At 71.2% G+C, this 18,581-nt stretch carries 14 protein-coding genes; 11 read left to right on the top strand and 3 right to left on the bottom strand.

From position 1 onward, the window contains the following. Positions 1–323: 323 nt before the first annotated feature. Entirely contained in the window at positions 324–1,649 is a 1,326-nt protein-coding gene (locus tag ACX114_RS19240) for an MFS transporter (RefSeq protein ID WP_459299798.1), read from the top strand. Here the strand turns inward: ACX114_RS19240 and ACX114_RS19235 are convergent. The 3 genes from ACX114_RS19235 to ACX114_RS19225 all read right to left on the bottom strand — a co-directional run bounded on the left by ACX114_RS19235 (position 1,597) and on the right by ACX114_RS19225 (position 5,968). Then, the gene (locus ACX114_RS19235) at positions 1,597–3,129 is read right to left on the bottom strand and encodes a methyl-accepting chemotaxis protein (protein ID WP_459299796.1); all 1,533 of its coding nucleotides are present in this window, start codon (positions 3,127–3,129) and stop codon (positions 1,597–1,599) included. The genes ACX114_RS19240 and ACX114_RS19235 overlap by 53 nt on opposite strands. A gap of 185 nt (positions 3,130–3,314) precedes the next feature. Beyond that, positions 3,315–4,499, bottom strand: coding sequence for an alpha/beta fold hydrolase (locus ACX114_RS19230; protein ID WP_459299794.1), 1,185 nt, complete (start codon positions 4,497–4,499; stop codon positions 3,315–3,317). A gap of 200 nt (positions 4,500–4,699) precedes the next feature. Next, positions 4,700–5,968: a hybrid sensor histidine kinase/response regulator gene (locus ACX114_RS19225; protein WP_459299792.1), complete on the bottom strand. Its 1,269-nt coding sequence runs from the start codon at positions 5,966–5,968 to the stop codon at positions 4,700–4,702. 193 nt (positions 5,969–6,161) lie between these two features. On the opposite strand from ACX114_RS19225, the gene ACX114_RS19220 reads away from it, so the two are divergent. The 10 genes from ACX114_RS19220 to ACX114_RS19175 all read left to right on the top strand — a co-directional run bounded on the left by ACX114_RS19220 (position 6,162) and on the right by ACX114_RS19175 (position 18,450). Beyond that, on the top strand, positions 6,162–7,265 hold the full coding sequence (locus ACX114_RS19220; RefSeq protein ID WP_459299790.1) for an ornithine cyclodeaminase family protein: 1,104 nt from the start codon (positions 6,162–6,164) through the stop codon (positions 7,263–7,265). A gap of 93 nt (positions 7,266–7,358) precedes the next feature. Then, entirely contained in the window at positions 7,359–8,225 is an 867-nt protein-coding gene (locus tag ACX114_RS19215; RefSeq protein ID WP_459299788.1) for a peptidoglycan recognition protein family protein, read from the top strand. Between the two features lie 76 nt (positions 8,226–8,301). Continuing rightward, on the top strand, positions 8,302–8,619 hold the full coding sequence (locus ACX114_RS19210) for a hypothetical protein (protein ID WP_459299786.1): 318 nt from the start codon (positions 8,302–8,304) through the stop codon (positions 8,617–8,619). A gap of 107 nt (positions 8,620–8,726) precedes the next feature. Next, positions 8,727–9,956 (top strand): TolC family protein, encoded by a 1,230-nt coding sequence (locus ACX114_RS19205; protein ID WP_459299784.1) that lies wholly within the window; start codon positions 8,727–8,729, stop codon positions 9,954–9,956. After that, complete coding sequence (locus ACX114_RS19200; RefSeq protein WP_459299782.1) at positions 9,953–11,140, top strand: efflux RND transporter periplasmic adaptor subunit; 1,188 nt, start codon at positions 9,953–9,955, stop codon at positions 11,138–11,140. Before ACX114_RS19205 ends, ACX114_RS19200 begins: the two co-directional genes overlap by 4 nt. After that, a complete protein-coding gene (locus ACX114_RS19195; protein ID WP_459299780.1) occupies positions 11,130–14,258 on the top strand; it encodes an efflux RND transporter permease subunit in 3,129 nt (1,042 codons plus the stop codon). The genes ACX114_RS19200 and ACX114_RS19195 overlap by 11 nt, the downstream gene beginning before the upstream one ends. Continuing rightward, a complete protein-coding gene (locus ACX114_RS19190) occupies positions 14,255–14,800 on the top strand; it encodes an RNA polymerase sigma factor (protein WP_459299778.1) in 546 nt (181 codons plus the stop codon). Before ACX114_RS19195 ends, ACX114_RS19190 begins: the two co-directional genes overlap by 4 nt. Positions 14,801–14,866: 66 nt before the next feature. After that, entirely contained in the window at positions 14,867–15,520 is a 654-nt protein-coding gene (locus ACX114_RS19185; RefSeq protein ID WP_459299776.1) for a methyltransferase family protein, read from the top strand. Positions 15,521–15,680: 160 nt separating this feature from the next. Further along, positions 15,681–17,105 (top strand): TolC family protein, encoded by a 1,425-nt coding sequence (locus ACX114_RS19180; RefSeq protein WP_459299774.1) that lies wholly within the window; start codon positions 15,681–15,683, stop codon positions 17,103–17,105. Continuing rightward, the gene (locus ACX114_RS19175) at positions 17,083–18,450 is read left to right on the top strand and encodes a multicopper oxidase family protein (RefSeq protein WP_459299772.1); all 1,368 of its coding nucleotides are present in this window, start codon (positions 17,083–17,085) and stop codon (positions 18,448–18,450) included. The genes ACX114_RS19180 and ACX114_RS19175 overlap by 23 nt, the downstream gene beginning before the upstream one ends. The last annotated feature ends 131 nt before the right edge of the window (positions 18,451–18,581 follow it).

Genomic DNA, 18,581 nt, shown 5'->3' with positions numbered 1-18,581 from the left:
TGCACCTGAATCCCTCCTGCCCACCAAGCGGGCGGACAGTCAGCGGAAAGCGACGAATAAGGCCGGTTGGTGTCCGGCCGGGCCCGGGAGACTCCTTGGAGGTCCGATTGAGAGGGAATGCGAGCCCGTGGGAAACGAATCCCAGTGTCCGCCGCCCTCCGTCGCCGCCTCGTCCAGAGCTTCGCTTCCCTCGCCACCGGCGTCCCCCTCTTCCGCCCTGGCGCCTCGCTGCCCGGCTCGTCCGCGCCCCTCTTGGGGGCCCCTCCGCCGCCGGACGGCCACCGGGGCCGCCCCTGCACCGGCGCCTGAGGGCGTCGCTGAAGGTGTCCATCGTGGAGGGGATGTTCGCGGAGGTGTTCACCGCGTGCGCGGGTCCCACCGTGCTCACCGCGTGGGCCATCGCGCTGAAGCTGGGGCCCTTCCTGGTGGGCGTGATGACGGCGCTGCCGTTCTTCGCGCAGTTCGTGCAGTTCCCCGCCGCCTGGCTCACCCTCTGCTTCGGTCACCGGCGGGTGGCGCTGACTGCGGTGTGCCTGTCCCGCCTGTCCCTGCTGCCCCTGGCGCTGTTGCCGTGGCTGGGCCTGTCCCTGGAGGGGCAGCAGCACCTGCTGCTCGCCGTGGCCGGGGCGTCCGCGGTGCTGGCGGTGGTGGGCAACAACGCGTGGGTGGCGTGGATGGGGGAGCTCGTCCCCGGCGCCGTGCGGGGCCGCTTTTTCGGCAAGCGCACCGCGCTCACCACGCTGATGGGCACCGGCGCGTCGCTCACCGCGGGACTGCTGATGGACCGGCTGAAGGGGCTGGACGGGGTGGGCATGGCGCTGCCGCTGCTGGCGCTCGCCGCGTGCGTCATGGGCGTCGTCACCACGCTGATGATGGCCGCGCAGCATGACCCGGCGCCCCCGGGCACCGCGCCGAAGCTGGAGCTCAAGGCGGCGCTGCTGCCCTGGAAGGACGACGGGGCCCGGCGGGTGCTCCTGTACCAGGTGGCGTGGAACGCGGCGGTGGGCGTGTCCGCGCCCTTCTTCGCGCTGCACAGCCTGCAGAACCTCAAGATGACCTTCGTCATCATGGCCCTGCACGCGGCGGCGGTGGCGGGGGTGCGCGTGCTGACGGCGCCCCTGTGGGGCCGCGCCATCGACCGGCTGGGCGCGCAGCCGGTGCTGATGCTCTGCTCGCTGGGCATCAGCGCCATCCCCATGCTGTGGCTGTTGCCCTCCGCGGGGACGCTCTGGCCGCTGCTGTTCGACGTGCTCCTGGCGGGCGCGCTGTGGAGCGGCCACGGCCTGGCCATCTTCGCGCTGCCCCTCACGGTGGCGCCGCGCCACGGCCGGCCCTTCTACCTGGCGGCGTTCGCCACCGCGGGCGGGCTGGCCTACGCGGCGGCGGCGGCCCTGGGTGGGGCGCTGGCGGCACGCGTGCCCCAGCAGTTCATGCTGGGCGGCCACCTCTGGGTGAACCTGCACGTGCTCTTCGTCGTGTCGTCGGTGGCCCGGCTGGGGGCCGCCTTCCTCGCGGCCCGGGTGAACGAACCCGGCGCCGCCACCACGCGCACCGTGGCCCAGGTGGTGGAGCGGTTCCTGCCCCGCCTCCGCCCGGCTACAGCCGGTAGTCGCGCACCATCGCCGCCACGCGCTCCGACAGGAGCTTGAGCGACACGGCGGACTCGCTGGTGGTGGCGATGCGCTTCACCGTGTCGCCCATCACCGTGTTGAGCTCGTTGACGGCGGTGAAGATCTGCTCGATGCCGGTGGCCTGCTGGTTCACCGTGTTGGAGATCTGACGGGCGGACACCACGCTGTCCCGGACGATGGAGGACAGCTGGCGCAGCGTGTCCCCGGACGTGCGCACCTGGGCCAGGCCCGTCTCCATGCGCTGCGTGCCCGCGGCGGTGATTTCGACCGTGGCGAAGATGGCGGTGCTGATGTCCGCCAGGATGCCGCGCACCTGGTTCGTCGCGCGGATGGACTGGTCCGCGAGACCGCGGATCTCCCGGGCCACCACCGCGAAGCCCTTGCCGTGCTCCCCGGAGCGCGCCGCCTCGATGGCCGCGTTCACCGCGAGCAGGTGGGACTGGTCCGCCAGGTCCTTCACCGTCTCCGTGATGCCGGAGATCTGCTCGGTGCGCTCGCCCAGGGCCATGATGCGCTCGGCGATCTGCTCCACCTGCGCACGCAGGGCCACCATGCCCTCGATGCTCTCGGTGATGGCGATCTCGCCCGTCTTGCCCAGCACCTCCGCGCGCTCCGCCACGTCGATGACCGTCTCCGCCGCGCGGGACGCCACCACCGACGTCTGGCGGATCTCCTGCGCCGTCACCTGCGTCTCCTGGAGCGCGGCGGCGTGGCGGGAGACCATCTCGTTCTGCCGGCTCGCGGAGTCGTTCAGGTGGTCCACCGAGCCGCGCAGCAGGTCCGACGAGCCCTGCAGCTGCTGCAAGAGGTCCTTCACCTTGGACACCATCATGTTGAAGGCCTTCGACAGCTGGGCCACCTCGTCGGAGCCGTCCACGCGCACCGTCTCGCGCAGGTCGCCGTGCTCCGCGATGCGCTGGGCCGCCTCCGTCAGCTGCACCAGCGGCGCCGCCACCCGGCGCGCCAGCAGGATGCCCACCACGACGAAGAGCGAGAGCGCCAGGATGATCACCACGCTCACCCCGGTGGTGATGGCCCGCACCTGCGCGCGCGCCGCCGTGCGGTTGAAGCCCACGTGCACGGTGCCCGCCCCGTTCGCGAAGCGCGAGCTCACGTCCAGCAGCTCCGCGTCGCGGACGTAGAACGTCGCTTCACCCTGCGCGCGGCCCAGCCGGTCGCGCAGCTCCCGCATCGCCGTGGCGTACTCGCCCGCCACCGCGCGCATCTGCCCGGTCCCGTCGAAGACGGCCACGTAGGCCACCTGGTGGTGGCGCACCGCCTGCTCCAGCACCGTCTGGAGCGCCTCCGTCTGGCCCCCGGGCATCGCCGCGGGCAGCGTGGCCGCCAGCGCCGCGGGCAGCGCGCCGCCCACGTCCCGGCCCTGCTCCTCGAAGGCGGAGCTGACGCGCGGGATGAGGTACCCGAAGAAGAGTACGGTGAAGAACAGCGCCACGAGCAGCGGCGCCAACGTGAGCTTCTGGGAAAGGGAGAGTCGCATCCGAGAGCGGCGCCAAGTCCAGAGGAAGTCTGGGAAACGAAGCCCCCCTGGACCATCCAGCGAGGTGGCTCATTGTGGACATTCCAGAGGAGCCGGCGCAATGGCTCCGCGCATCGAAAGCCCTTGAAAGTCAGACACCGCGCCCTGGGTAATGACGAACCCGGGGCGCGGGCGTCACCCCGGCGTCAGCCGGCCTTGCGGCTGTCCTGCGAGCTCTCGTCCCACTTCTCCATCAGGGTGTTGGACGGGAGGGTCTCATCCAGCAGCTTGCGCGCGGCCTCGACGCCGGTGACGGGCAGGCCCTTGGGGTCCAGCAGGCCCAGCTGCACCAGCACCGACGCCTGATCCCAGTAGATGTGCTCGTGATAGAGCTTGTCGCCGCGGAAGTTCACCACCGCGACGAAGGCCGCCTCCACGAACTTCCCGGTGGGCGGGATGCCCGGGAGCATCCAGTCCATCTCGATGTCGTGGGTGAAGCTGAGGATGAACTCGTCCACCACGCGGTCCGCGCCCACGGTGCGAGACAGCAGGGACATCTTCGTGTCCTTGGGATTCGAGTGCACGAAGTGGTGCTCGTAGAAGCGGTGCAGGTACTCCGCGCCCACGCCGCCCGTCATCACCGGGACGCTGTTGACGTACGGGTGCGCCACCATGGTCTTCATGGTCGCGGCGGCGTCCCGGACGGCGAACTCCAGCTCCGTGTGCTTGTCCCACAGCGCGGCCAGGTCGTAGCGCGGCCCCATCACGCGCTTGAGCAGCGCGATCGTGCGCGTGTGCGCCGTCATCATCGAGGGGCGGTTCCAGGCCGGCGACCCCTCGCGGAAGAACCCGTGACGCACGCCCTGGTACACGTACAGCTCCACGTCCACGCTCACGTGCTGCTTCACCCGCGCCACCGCGGCCGGGGGCACGAAGCCGTCCCACTCCGCGTAGTGGAGCACCATGGGGGCCGCGCTCTCACCCGCCTGGGCGAGCACGTCCTCCATGCCGGGCGCGCAGTAGGCCACCGCGCAGTCCACGTGCGCGTGCGCCGCCAGCTGCGCGGCCAGCGTCCCACCCAGCCCGTAGCCCAGCGCGCCGACCTGCTTCTTCCCCCGGAGTCCCACCACCTCCGGAAGCGAACGCGCCCAGGCCACCACGGGCTTCAGGTCCACCTCTTCGGGCTCCCCGCGAGAGGCGAGGTCCGGCACCACCACCACGTAGCCCTCTTCACTGAAGCGCTCGGCCATCAGCTTCAGGTGGGCGTTTCCCTCGAACGCCTCCACCATCAGCAACAGCAGGGCCGGACCCGTTCCAGAGGCGGGGCGTCGCACCCACGCACGCATCGGGTCGCTTCCATCCACGGGAATCCACGTCGAGTTGTCGTTCATTTGTCGCGCACCCTCCCCAAAGCGGACACTATTTGCGCCCGGACGGACTGCCTCCCGGACGTCTGGCATTGTAGCAAACCCTCCACATGCTTGCCTCAACTTATGAGAGGTTTTGATGTGGATGGATTGTTGTATGGCTTTGCCTGGAGTAATCAGCCACCACTGCAATGCGCTGTCCGTGACGCGAGCCGCCTTGTGTTTCAAGCCGTCATCGGCTCGGGGACGCCCGCGCACGCGGAGTGCGCGCGCGTCTCAACCAAAGCCTGACGCGGAAGACACAGAGAGAAGATCGTCCCGACGTCCGGGGTGGATTCCACCCGGAGGGTCCCGCCGTGCGCCTCCACGATGCTGCGCGCGATGTAGAGCCCCAGCCCCAGGCTCTCGCGCGGGTCCGCGCCGTCGCCGCGGCGGAAGGGCTGGAAGAGCGTGGGCAGAAGATGCGCGGGGATGGGAGCCCCGGCGTTCTGGACCTCCAGATAGACGGTGTCCGCGCCCTGCTCGAAGGTGCGCAGGCGCACGGGCGTGTCTTTCGGGCTGTACTTGAGCGCGTTGTCCAGCAGGTTGGCCACCGCCTGCGCCAGCCGGTCCAGGTCCCACACGCCCGGGAGGCTGTCGCGGGCGAAGTCACACAGGATGGAGCGCTCGGGTTTCGCCGCGCGCAGCTCGTCCACCAGCTTGCGGCACAGCTCGTTGAGGTCGCCCGCGCCCGGCACCACCGGGATGCCGCCGCCCACGCGCGCGCGGGTGAAGTCCAGCAACTGGTCCACGATGCGCTGGATGCGCTCGCCGCCCCGGGCCACGCGCTCGAAGGCCTTGCGCTGGGCGTCCGGCAGCACCTCGCGCGACAACTGGGCGTTGGCCGTGGTGAGGATGGCCGCGAGCGGCGTGCGGATGTCGTGCCCCACGATTCCCACCAGCTGCTGCTCGAGCTCCGTCGCGCGCTGCATCTCCTCCTCCACGCGCCGGCGCTCCGCCAGCTCCAGCGCCTGCTGCCGCAGCTTCTCTCCGCGCAGGTACAGCTCCACGAACACCGACACCTTGGCGCGCAGGATGTCCGGGTCCACGGGCTTGAGCAGGTAGTCCACCGCGCCGTATTCGTAGCCCCGGGTGACGTAGGCCGCCTCGCGGCTGAGCGCGGTGACGAAGAGGATGGGCAGGTGCTTCGTGCGCTCGCGGGTGCGCACCAGTCGCGCCGTCTCCAGGCCGTCCAGCCCCGGCATCTGCACGTCCATCAGCACGCACGCGTACTCGTCCAACAGCAGCGCCTTCAGCGCCTCGTCGCCAGAGCGCACCGACACCAGCTGCTGGCCGAGCGGCTCCAGGATGGCCTCCAGGGCGAGCAGGTTCGACGGCGTGTCATCCACCAGGAGGACGCGCGCGCGAGGCGCATCCGGCGATTCATCTGCGCGGCGGTGGGACAGGTCGGCGACGGCGGTGAGTACGGGCGTCCTGGGACCAGAGGGCTTCAAGGCGGCGTTCACTCGGGCGTTGGGGTGGAGCGGCTGGAGCGGCGTGTTTCCGTGGTTCTCGAGCGCCCGCTTCCAACATGGCCCCCTCGCCACCTTGTTCCCTGCACCTGTATCCAAAAGCCACAGCAAGACAGGAATTCGAAATCAAAACTGACCCGTTGCAATTCCTGTCAGGGGCGTAGACTCCGCGCACATGACGCTCCCGGCTCCTCGCACCCTCCTGCTCGGTCCCACTGACTTGCGCACGCTCGTGGAGAGCGTGGGGCTGGACGTCCTGATGGACGAACTCATCCACGCGCTCACCGTGGCATTGCGGGAATTCGACGAGTCCGTCCTGCAGGTCCCCAAGCGGGAGGGCTTCCAGGTGGTGAGCGACTCGCGCCCCTCCGGGACGATGGGTTGGATGCCCGCCCTGCGGCGCGGGGACAGTCTGACCGTGAGGGTGTCCGCCTCCCTCCCTGGCAACCGGGGGGACTCGGGGCTGCCCACGCTGGTCGCGTCCCACAGCGTCTATGACGTGAAGACGGGCCACCTGGTGGCGGTGATGGACGGCGTGTTCGCCACGGCGCTGCGCACCGGCGCGGCGTCGGCGGTGGCCAGCCGCTACCTGGCGTCACCGGACAGCCGGGTGCTGGGGCTGGTGGGCTGCGGCGCGCAGGCCGTGTCCCAGTTGCATGCGCTCAGCCGCGTGTTCCGGTTGGAGCAGGTGCTGGTGCACGACATCGACCCGGACGCGGCGCGCTCCTTCGTGCGGCGCGTGGCGTTCCTGGGACTGGACGTGCGGCCCACGCTGCTGCCGGACCTGGAGATGCGCTCGGACATCCTCTGCACCGCGACCACCGTCGCCCCGGGCGCGGGGGCCGTCATCTCCGGCCACGCGCTCCGGCCACACGCGCACGTCAACGCCGTGGGCGCGGACCAGCCGGGCAAGGCGGAGCTGCCCCTGGCGCTCCTGCGACGCAGCCTCGTCGTGCCGGACTTCCCCGCCCAGGCGCGCCTGGAGGGCGAGTGCCAGCAGCTCCACCCGGACCAGATTGGCCCGGACCTGGCCACCGTGGTGCAGCAGCCGGAGGAGTTCGAGGGCTGGCGCGAGCGCAACACGGTGTTCGACTCCACCGGCCACGCGCTGGAGGACCACGTGGTGACGCGCCTGCTGCTGGATCACGCGCGGCGCATGGGCCTGGGCACCCTGGTGGCGCTGGAGGCGCTGGGTGGGGACCCGCTGGATCCGTACTCGCAGGTGCGGGGCGACGTGGCCGGGCGCGCCGAGTCTCCGCGCCGCGCCGCCGGCGGCTGACCGGTTCGTTTCACTTCCGGCACACAACTTCCCGCACACGAGGCCGATAATCGCGAAAGCAGCAGCTATCCACTATTCCTGGAATCTTACACCATGACCGTCCGCGCCACGCCTACCCGCGCCACCGCCACCGCGCCCGCGAGCACCGCCGCCACGGCCCCCCGCACCGCCGCGCCCACTCGCGCCGCCGCTGCGTCCACGGCCCTCACGGCGCCTCCGGCCGGCCTGGGCAAGGGTGACTCCGGGGCGAAGGTGAAGCAGTTGCAGCAGGGGCTGGTGAAGCTGGGCTACATGACGCAGGCGCAGATGAACACGGGCACCGGCTCCTTCGGGCCGGCGACCGAGGCGGCGGTGAAGAAGTTCCAGACGGACCACAAGATCTCCGCCACCGGCTACTACGGGACGCAGACGGCGGCGGCGCTGACGAAGGCGCTCAAGACGACGACGCCTCCGCCCACGGAGCCCGGGAAGTTCACCAAGCCCGCGGTCATCAGCGCGCCCTCGCCCAACAGCGACTCGCGCAACGGCGCGGACATCGACACCATCGTGCTGCACCACACCGGCACCAACAACGGCACCGGGGACCTGTCGTGGATGCGCAACAAGGACAGCAAGGTGTCCGCGCACTACATGCTGGACCGCGATGGGAAGATCTACCAGCTGGTCGGTGACGACAAGCGCGCGTGGCACGCGGGCAAGGGAGAGCTGCACGGCGTGCCCACGGACGTGAACGCGCGCTCCATCGGCATCGAGATCGTCAACGACGGCAGCGGCAAGACGGCCTTCACGGAGGCGCAGTACAAGTCGCTGACGAAGCTCGTGGGCTACCTGAAGCAGGAGTACGACGTGCCCATGAAGAACATCCTCGGGCACAAGGACGTGGCCGTGCCCAAGGGCCGCAAGGACGACCCGGCGGCCAACTTCGACTGGGCCCGGCTGCGCAAGGGCATTGGCGGCTGAGCAGCGCTCCTCGCGCCGCCCGCCCTGCCCTCACGACGTGTGCACTTGCACCGGAGCGTGCTAGAAGACCGCTCCAGTGCTCCGACTCTGGCTCTTCATCTGCCTGATGCTGCTCGCTCCCATCGGGGGCGGGCTCGCGCATGCCTTCGGGCCGGCGCAGCAGGCGGAGACATGCCTCACGGGCTGCGCGGATGACGACGCGCAGGGCCAGTGCGCCCCCACCTGCGTGGACTGCGCCTGCTGCTCGCACGTGAAACCCCTGGCCGTCGCCGTACCGCTGCCGGGCCTGGTGGACTCCGTGTTCCGGGAGCCACCTTTCGCACCCGAAGCCTCGGAGCCGTCCTCCGCCGACGCGGATGACATCCTCCATCCCCCGATAGCCCCTCTCGTTTAAGGCCCGCGTCCGCCGTCGTTCGCACGCGCCCCGCCACCGGTGTACCCGGCCTCCTGCCCGGGTTCATGGGTGCGCGCGGCCGCCTTCTTCCGAAGAGGTCTTCTGCCGTGTCCATCCGTTCCGCGACGGCCGCCCTCGGGCTGGCCGCCGTCATGCTCTGGCCGCGCCCTGGTGGCGCGGAGCCCTCCCGCATCACCCTCCAGGACGTCTTCGCCCTGGCGCGCGAGCACGCCCCGGCGCTGGTCGAGGCCCGGGCCCGCGTGCGCGCCGCCCAGGGGCCCCTGGCGAGCGCCGCGCCGCTCCTGCGCGAGAACCCCCAGCTCGACCTCCAGGTCGGACCGCGCCGGCTCGCCAATGGCGACCACGGCCTGGACGTCGCGGTGGGCCTGTCGCAGCCCTTGGAGCTGGGCGGCAAACAGGGCCTGAGGCGCGAGGCGGCGCGCGCGGGCCTGTCCATGGAGGAGGCCCGCCTGCGCGACGCGGAGCGGCTCCTGCTGGGGGACGTGGCCGCGGCGTACCTGCGCCTCTTGCAGGCCCGGGAGCGGAAGAAGCTGGTGGACGCCGCGATGGAATCGGCGGCGCGCACCGTCCAGGCCACGGAGAAGCGCTACGCGGCCGGTGACGTCCCCGCCGTGGACGTGAACGTGGCGAAGGTGGCGCACGCCCGGGCCCGCGCGGAGGCCCAGGTCGCGGCCGGCGAGATCCACGCGCTGCGAGAGGAGCTGGAGGCACGCACGGGCTACCGCGCGCGGCCCCTGGTCACCTACGACGATGATCTTCGGTCGCTCGCGCGGGCGCCTGTCCGCGAGGTGCCGGACGGCAAGGGAGCACGCGCGGACCTGGTGGCCCTGGAGCAGGAGCAGGTCCAGGCGAAGGCCGCCGCGACGCTGGGCCGGCGCCAGGTGCTGCCGGATGTGACGGTGGGCGCGCGCTACCAGAAGGAAGCGGACGAGACGGTGTTCCTGGGGACGCTCAGCGTGCCCCTGCCCCTCTTCGCTCGCGGCCAGGAGGCGCGCCTCGTGGGTGAAGCGGAGGCGAGCCGCGCCGAGCAGGAGCTGGCCGCCGCGCGCACCGTCGTGCCCGCGCAGGTCCAGGCCGCGAAGCTCCGCTACCGCGCGAGCCTCGGCGCCCTCGGGTCCCTGGAGGAGGTGCTGCCGCTCCTGGATGACAACGAGGCGCTCGCGCAGCGCTCCTATGACGCCGGGGAGATGGACCTCGCGGCCTTCCTCCTCGTCCGTCGCGACACGCTGGAGGCGCGGGCCGCGTGGCTCGAAGGCCTGCTGCGATTGGCCCTTGCTCGTGTGCAGTTGGAAGTGGAAACGGGAGTCCAGCCATGAAGCCCACGCTGATGCTGCTGTCCGTCCTCGTGGGCCTCACCGCCTGCAAGTCCTCCAAGCCGGAGCACGACGACGCGCACGAACACGGCCACGACGAGGCCTCCGAGGAGAAGCTCCACGTCGAGTCCGGAGACGTCATCCACGTGCACGTCCCCCAGGAGATGCTCCGGGACCTGCGCGTCACCACCGCGAAGGTGGAGACCCGCCCGGGCGGAGAGAGCGTCACCGCGCTGGGCGAGCTGACCTTCAGTGAGGACGCCTACGCGGAGGTGTCCTCGCCCGTCTCCGCGCGCGTGGCCTCCGTCGCCGTGACGACGGGCCAGGCGGTGAAGCAGGGCCAGCGGCTGGCGGAGCTCCAGAGTCCGGAGCTGGGCCGAGCCCGCGCGGACCTCCAGGCCACCCAGGCCCGCGCCACCGCCGCCCGGCAGGCCGCGGACCGCAAGCGCACGCTGGCCGAGGAGCGCATCGTCGCGCGCAAGGACGCGCAGGCCGCTGACGCGGACGCCGCCGCCGCGGAGGCGGAGGTCGCCGCCGCGAAGGCCGCGCTCACGGCGTTGGGCGCGGGCAACGGAGGTGAAGGCACATCCGGCTTCGTGCTCAAGGCGCCCATCGACGGCACCGTCGTGGAGCGCACCGCGCGGCTGGGGCAGATGGCGGACCCCTCGCAGGCGCTCTTCCGCATCGGTGACCTGTCGTCGCTGTGGCTCATCGTCCACGCGTTCGAACGGGACGCCGTGCGTCTGAAGCCCGGCGCGGAAGCGCGCGTCACCTTCGCCGCGTTCCCGGGCCAGGAGTTCGCCGCGAAGGTGGGCCACGTGGGGCAGCGGGTGGATCCCCACAGCCGCACCATCCCCGTGCGGCTGGAGCTGGACAACAGCAAGGGGCTCCTCCGGCCGGGCATGTCCGCGTCGGCGTCCATCCCGCTGGGGGATCCGGGCGCCACGCTCACGGCCGTGCCCTCGGCCGCGCTCCAGCGTCTGGAGAACGGCTGGGTGGTGTTCCTGCCCACGCCGGAGGCCGGTGTCTTCGAGCAGCGCGAGGTGGGCCGGGGCCGCAGCCTGGGCACCCAGGTGGAGGTCCTGAAGGGGCTCACCGTGGGCGACGAGGTGGTGGTGGAGGGCGCGTTCCTGCTCAAGGCCGAGGTGGAGAAGTCCCAGGGCGGAGGTGACGAGCATGGACACTGATCCGCGCACGACGCTGCCGGGGCGCATCCTCCGCGCGTCCTTCTCCCGGCCCGGGTTGACGGTGCTCGTCGTCCTGGCGCTGGCGGCCTTTGGCGCGATGGCCCTGCGCAACCTGCGCCAGGACGTGTTCCCGGACCTCTCCGCGCCCATCTTCAACGTCATCGTGCAGAACCCGGCCATGGGCGCCGAGGAGCTGGAGACGATGGTGGCCATCCCCATGGAGGTGGCGCTCGCGGGCCTGCCCGAGGTGCGCCGCATCCGCTCCACCTCGCAGCTGGGCGTCACGCAGGTGACGGTGGAGTTCGAACCGGACGCGGACTACTTCCGCAGCCGCCAGTACGTGGCGGAGCGCGTGGCGCAGGCGGCGGGCGAGCTGCCGCCCGGCACCGACACGCCGCTGGTGTCCAGCCTCACCGGCCGGCTCAACGAGGTCTTCGAGTTCACGCTGGAGGCGGAGCCCGGCAGCGCGGACCTGATGGCGCTGCGCGACCTGGCGGAGTTCGACATCAAGAACCGGCTGCTCGCGGTGCCCGGCGTCGCGGGCGTGGAGCGGCTGGGCGGCTACCTGCGCCAGTTCCAGGTGCTGCTGGATCCGGATCAACTGGTGGCGCGAGGCATCACCCTGGACGAGGTCCAGCACGGCCTGGAGGGCGCCAGCGTCAACGCCTCTGGAGGCTTCGTCACGCAGGGCCCCATGGAGTGGGCCGTGCGCGCGGTGGGCCGGGCGGAGACGGTGGAGGACCTGAACAACACCGTGGTCGCGCTGCGGGACGGGACGCCCGTGCTGCTGGGAGACGTGGCGGACGTGCGCGAGGCCCCCGCGCCACGCCGGGGCATGGCGCACCGGCTGGAGGGCGAGGTGGTGAGCTGCCGCGTGAGCAAGCAGTTCGGCGCGGACACCGTGAAGGTGGCCGAGGGCGTGCGCGCAGCCATCGACGAGCTGCGGCGCTCGCTGCCGCCGGGCGTGCAGCTGCGCGTCGTCTACGACCAGTCGGAGCTGGTGGGCTCCGCGCTGGGAGGCGTGGGCCGGGCCATCCTGCTGGGCGCGTTCCTGGTGGTGGGCGTGCTCTTCCTGCTCTTGGGGGACTGGCGCGCGGCGCTCATCGTCACGCTCACCCTGCCCCTTTCACTTGCGCTGGCGGGGCTGCTGCTGAAGGCAGCGGGCATCGGGTTGAACACGATGACGCTGGGCGGGCTGGCCATCGCGGTGGGCCTGCTGGTGGACGCGGCCATCATCGTCGTGGAGAACGTCATCCACGACCTGCGCGAGGGCAAGGGCCGCCGCTCGGTGCGCGACGAGGCGCTGGCTGCGGCGATGGAGGTGGGCCGTCCCATCGCCTTCGCCACGCTCATCGTCGTCTCGGTGTTCATCCCGCTCTTCGCGATGACGGGCATCGAGGGCCGCATGTATCAGCCGCTCGCGGCGGCGGTGGTGGCGTGCCTGGCCGCGTCGCTCGCGCTGGCGCTCACGCTGGTGCCGGTGGTGTCGGGCCTCCTCCTGCGCGCGCCGAAGGAGGACGCTCCAGAGGACGTGTGGATCATCCGCAAGGTGAAGGCCGCGTACGCGCCGCTGCTGGACCGGTGCATGCGCCACGCGGGCCTGGTGCGCGTGGTGGCGCTGGCCATCACCGTGCCCGCGCTGGGCCTGGCCTTCATGGTGGGCAGCGACTTCATGCCCCGGCTGGATGAAGGCGCGTTCCTGCTCCAGACGGTGCTTCCGCCGGAGGCATCACTGGACGAGGTGGATCGCCTCAACCACCGCGTGGAGGACGTGCTGCGCGAGTTCCCGGAGGTGGAGGATGTGGTGCGCCGCACCGGCCGCGCCGAGCGCACCGAGGACCCGATGCCCCACACCCTGTCCGACGTGCTGGTGGTCCTCAAGAAGGACTCCGTCGGAGGCCGCGAGGCCCTGGAGTCTCGGATGCGCGAGGCGCTGGAGAAGGTGCCCGGCGTGTCGGTGCTCTTCACCACGCCGCTGGGGATGCGCATCGACGAGGGGCTGGGTGGCAGCCCCGCGGACCTCTCCGTGCGCGTCTTCGGGCCGGACCTGGACACGCTCTCGGAGCTCGCGGAGCGCACGCGCGCATTGATGTCGCGAGTGGACGGTGTGGAGGACCTGCGGGTGGAGCGGCTGAGCGGCCTGCCGCAGCTGCGCATCACGGTGAACCGCGCGGCGGTGGCGCGCGTGGGGCTGACGCCCGGGGACGTCATCCGGGCCGTCCGCGTGGGGCTCGTCGGTGAGGAGTCCTCGCAGATATTGCGGGGCCAGCGCCGCTACGACCTGGTGCTCCGGCTGGCGGACCACCGCCGGGGCGACGTGAACGCCATCCGCAACCTGCTGGTGGACGGGCACGACGGCACGCGCATCCCGCTGAGCCAGCTGGCCACCATCGAGGAGACCTCCGGCGCGGGCAGCGTGCGCCGCGAGGCCGGCAGCCGGCGCATCGCGGTGGAGGCGGGCGTGTCCGGCCGGGACCTGGGCAGCACGGCGGCGGAGGTGCGCGAGGTGCTGGCCACGCAGCTGAAGCTGCCCACGGGCTACTTCGTGGACGTGGGCGGCAAGGTGGAGAGCCAGGAGCGCGCGGCGCAGGCGCTGACGGGGGCCATCGCGCTGGCGCTCCTCGCGGTGTTCGTCCTGCTGTACCTCGCGCTGGACTCCGTGGCGGAGGCGCTGGTCATCCTGGCCACGCTGCCGGACGCGTTCGTGGGCGGCATCCTCGCGCTGCTCCTCGCGGGCGAGACCTGGAACGTCTCCAGCCTGGTGGGCCTCATCGGCCTGTTCGGCATCGCGGTGCAGAACGGCCTGGTGCTGGTGGCGCAGACGAAGGACCTGATGGGCCGGGGCAAGCCCTTCGCGGAGGCCGTGCGTGAGGCGAGCCTGGGCCGTGTGAGGCCCAAGCTGATGACCGCGGGGACGGCCATCCTCGGGCTCCTGCCGCTGCTGGTGTTGCCGCTGCATGGGACGGAGATTGAGCGTCCGCTGGCGGTGGTGATGGTGGGCGGGCTCGTCACGTCCACCCTCTTCACGCTGCTGGCCCTGCCCACGTTCTACGCGCTGGTGCACGGCTTCCAGGAGCGCCTCGCGGCCCGCAGGGCTGCTAGAAAGCTCCCGGCATGAACCTGTCACCGGAAGCGATGGACGCGCTGCTGCGCCATCACCATGCGTTCCTGGCGTTCCTCACGCCGCGCGTGGGGAGCCAGGAGGCAGCGCGCGAGGTGCTGCAATCCGCGTTCGTGAAGGGCATGGAACAGGGCGGCTCCCTGCGCGAGGAGCAGAGCGCGGTGGCCTGGTTCTACCGGCTCCTGCGCAACGCCCTGGTGGACCGCCACCGCAGGGGCCAGCGGGAGGTCACCACGCTGGAGTCCCTGGCCCACGAGCAGCCGCTGTCCACCGAGGACGCCAGCGGTCTGGAGGCGACGGTGTGCGGCTGCGTGGCGGGGCTCGCGGGGACGCTCAAGCCCGAGTACGCGGAGGCCGTGCGCCGGGTGGACCTGGAGGGGCTCACCGTGGCCGCGTACGCGCGGGAGGCGGGCATCTCCGCCAACAACGCCGCCGTGCGCCTGCACCGCGCACGGAAGGCCCTGGGCGAGCAGTTGGTGGAGCTGTGTGGCCATTGCTGCGCGCAGGGCTGCGTGGACTGCGACTGCGCGACCGCGTGAAAAATCAGGTGTAAGAGCGCGCGGGGCCGGGCGTCAGCAGGGGTGAACGCAGTTGGAGGTCACCCCATGGACGTCGCCACCTTCACCCGGCCGGCCCTGCCCGCCGCCACCCTCGCCTTCCTCCTCTTCGCCATGGTGCTGCCGTCGGTGCGCCTGCGCCGCCGCACGGGCCGCCCGGCACTGGTGCTTCACCGCTCCGGCCCGCCGCTCCAGCGGGTCATCGGCGTGGGCATGGCGCTGTTCATGGGCGCCATCGTGCTCTGGAGCGCGGCGCACCTCGCCTTCGGTGAGCAGGCGCTGGACGTGTGGCACGTGCCGGACGCGCTCCGGTGGACGGGCTGGGCCCTGGTGGCCGTGGGCTTCGTCGTCACCGTGCGGGCCCAGGTGGAGATGGGCGCGTCGTGGCGCATCGGCATCGACTCGGACCGGACGGAGCTGGTGACGGGAGGCCTCTTCGGCGTCGTGCGCAACCCCATCTTCAGCGGGATGCTCGTCGTGGTGACGGGCATGGCGCTCGCGACCCCGAGCGCGTGGACCGTGATGGGCTGGCTCGACTACGTGCTGCTGGTGTCGCTCCAGGTGCGGCTGGAGGAGGACCACCTGCTGCGCCTGCACGGCGGCGCCTACCAGCGCTACGCGGCGCGCGTGGGCCGCTTCATCCCCGGCGTGGGGCGGCTCGAAGCGCCCGGCGTGGACACCGCGTCGCGCATCACAGTGTGACGTAGGCGGTCACACCTCGCACGAAGCGCCCATGCGAGCGTGTTCCTCCGGACGCCGTCATTCCGTGGGGTTGCGATACCTGACGCCGTGGCCCGGCCCTTGCTCGACAGGCGCCGGTGTCCTGGCTGCCGTACAGGCACATCCCTTTTCGAGGTCTCGAGTGCATTGGAAATCCCCCTGGCTCCTCGCGGTTCTGCTGCTCGGTGGCTGCGCGTCCATCCAGAAGGAGCGCGGTCACCAGGACGTAGCGGCGCTCGTGGAGGAGCGAACGGGCTTGAAGACGCGTTGGAACCAGGGAACGCCAGAGGACGCGCAGGTCCAGCAACACCTGGATGCCCTGCTGGCCGGCGACCTCACGTCGGATCGCGCGGTGGAGGTGGCGCTGCTCAACAACCCCGCGCTCCAGTCGACGTATGAAGACCTGGGCGTCTCCCAGGCGGACATGGTGCAGGCCGGGCTGCTCACCAACCCGTCCTTCGACGGGAGCATCGGCTTCCCCCTGTCCTCGGATGGCGTGACCGAACACGAGTTCTCCATCGTCCAGAGCTTCGTGGACCTCTTCACGCTGCCCCTGCGCAAGCGCGTGGCGAGCGAGCAGTTCCTGGCGGACACGCTGCGCGTCGCGCACGAGGCGCTGGCCACCGCGGCGGAGGTCCGCCAGGCATTCACGGAGGTACAGGCCCGGCAGCAATTGGTCGCGCTGCGCCGCGAGGTGTTCCAGGCCGCGGACGCGGCGGCGGACCTGTCCAACCGGCAGCGCGCCGCAGGCAACATCACGGTGCTGGCCCTGGCCACGGAACAGGCCGCGCTGGAGCAGGCGCGGTTGGAGCTGGCGCAGGACGAGCTGGCGCTGGTCGAAGCGCGCGAGCACCTCACCCGCCTGATGGGTCTGTACGGCGCGAGGGTCCAGTGGACGGTGGCGCGGAAGCTGCCGGAGGTCCCCACCGCCGAGTCCTCGCTGGAGCACCTGGAGACGCTGGCCATGCGGCAGCGGCTGGACATCGACGCGGCCCGCAAGCAGACGTCGCTGCTGTGGAACGCGCTGGAGCTGGCGCGCAGCACGCGCTTCTTCGGCCGGGTGGAGGTGGGCGTGCACACGCACCAGGACGCGAACGGGCCGCGGCTGCTGGGCCCCACGCTGTCGCTGGAGCTGCCCATCTTCGATCAACGCCAGGCGCTCATCGCGAAGCTGGAGGCGCAGCACCGCCAGGGAGAGAGCCGGCTGATGGAGCTGGCCGTCAACGCCCGCTCGGAGGTGCGCGCGGCGAGGGCGAAGCTGGTGACGCTGCGGAACATGGCGGAGCGCTACCAGAAGGTCGTGCTCCCGCTGCGCACGACCATCGTCGAGGAATCACAGCGCCAGTACAACGCGATGCAGATCGGCCTCCCCGCCCTCCTCCTCGCGCGACGCGAGCAGGTGGAGGCCTGGAGGGCGTACCTGGAAGCGGTCCGCGACTACTGGATGGCGCGGGCCGACCTGGAGCGGCTCGTGGGAGGACGCCTGCCGTCCACCGCCGAGCCCGCCCCCGCCCCTACTCCCACTCCTTCTCCCGAGCCCACCCATGAGCACCATGAAGCCCACTGACGAAACCCAGGCTCACTCCGAGGCCTCCGACAACTCCCCCGGGCTCACCCGCCGGGGACTGCTCGCGCGCACGGGCGCGACGCTGGCGACGGGCGCCCTGCTGATGCACGGCCGCCCCGCCCAGGCGCAATCCAGCGTGCCTGTCGCGAAGGCCCCGCGCGAAGCGGCCCCGGCGGGTCAAGGCTACCGTCCCGTCGTGGTGCCCAACGGGGCGAAGCTGCCGTGGAAGCTCGTGGGTGGCGTGAAGGTGTTCCATCTGGTGGCCCAGGAGGTGGAGCACGAGTTCGCGCCCGGCCTCAAGGCCACGTGCTGGGGCTACAACGGCCACGTGCACGGGCCCACCATCGAGGTGGTGGAGGGCGACCGCGTGCGCTTCTACGTCACGAACCGGCTGCCCGCGTCCACCACGGTGCACTGGCACGGAGTCCTCACCCCCAGCGGCATGGACGGCGTGGGCGGGCTGAACCAGAAGGCCATCGCGCCAGGAGAGACATACCGCTACGAGTTCACGGTGCGTCAGTCGGGGACGTGCATGTATCACTCGCACCACGACGAGATGACGCAGATGGCGCTGGGCATGGTGGGCCTGTTCATCATCCACCCGCGAAAACCGGTGGGCCCGCGCATCGACCGCGACTTCGCCATCATGCTGCACGAGTGGCGCATCGACCCGGGGACCATGCGTCCGGACCCCAACGAGATGACGGACTTCAACATCCTGACGATGAACGCGAAGGCGTTCCCCGGCACGGAGCCGCTGGTGGTGCGCAAGGGCGAGCGGGTGCGGATCCGCTTCGGCAACCTGAGCGCGATGGATCACCACCCCATCCACCTGCACGGCTTCCAGTTCCGCATCACGGAGACGGACGGAGGCCGCATCCCGGAGAGCGCGCAGTGGCCGGAGACGACGGTGCTGGTGCCCACGGGGAGCACGCGCACCATCGAGTTCGTGGCGGACGAGCCCGGTGACTGGGCCATGCACTGCCACATGACCCACCACGTGATGAACCAGATGGGCCACGACATCCCGAACATGATCGGCGTAAAGCCTGGAGACCTGGACACGAAGGTGCGCCCCCTGCTCCCCGGCTACATGACGATGGGACAGACGGGCATGGGCGACATGGCGGGCATGCACCACATGCCCATGCCCGCGAACTCCATCCCCATGGTCGGCGGCAAGGGCCCCTACGACGAGATCACCATGGGAGGCATGTTCACCCTCCTCAAGGTGCGCGACCGGCTGGACGGCGATGGAGATCCGGGTTGGTACACGCCGCCCAAGGGGACGCTGGCACAGCTCGCCCAGGCGGACGAACTGCGCCGGGACGGCATCGACGTCTAGGCAGCCAGGCCCCCCTCACGACGGTCCGCCGCCCTGAGGCGAGCGCCTCTCCAAACGGTCCCTCCATTGCATCAGCGGCCCGCGACGGCCACCTTGTTGTACGGCCCCAAGGGATTCTGATGACGGGGGGA

Source organism: Corallococcus sp. M7 (assembly GCF_054512695.1).
Note: the sequence above shows the minus strand (reverse complement) of the source record. Positions and strands in the feature narration are given on the sequence as shown.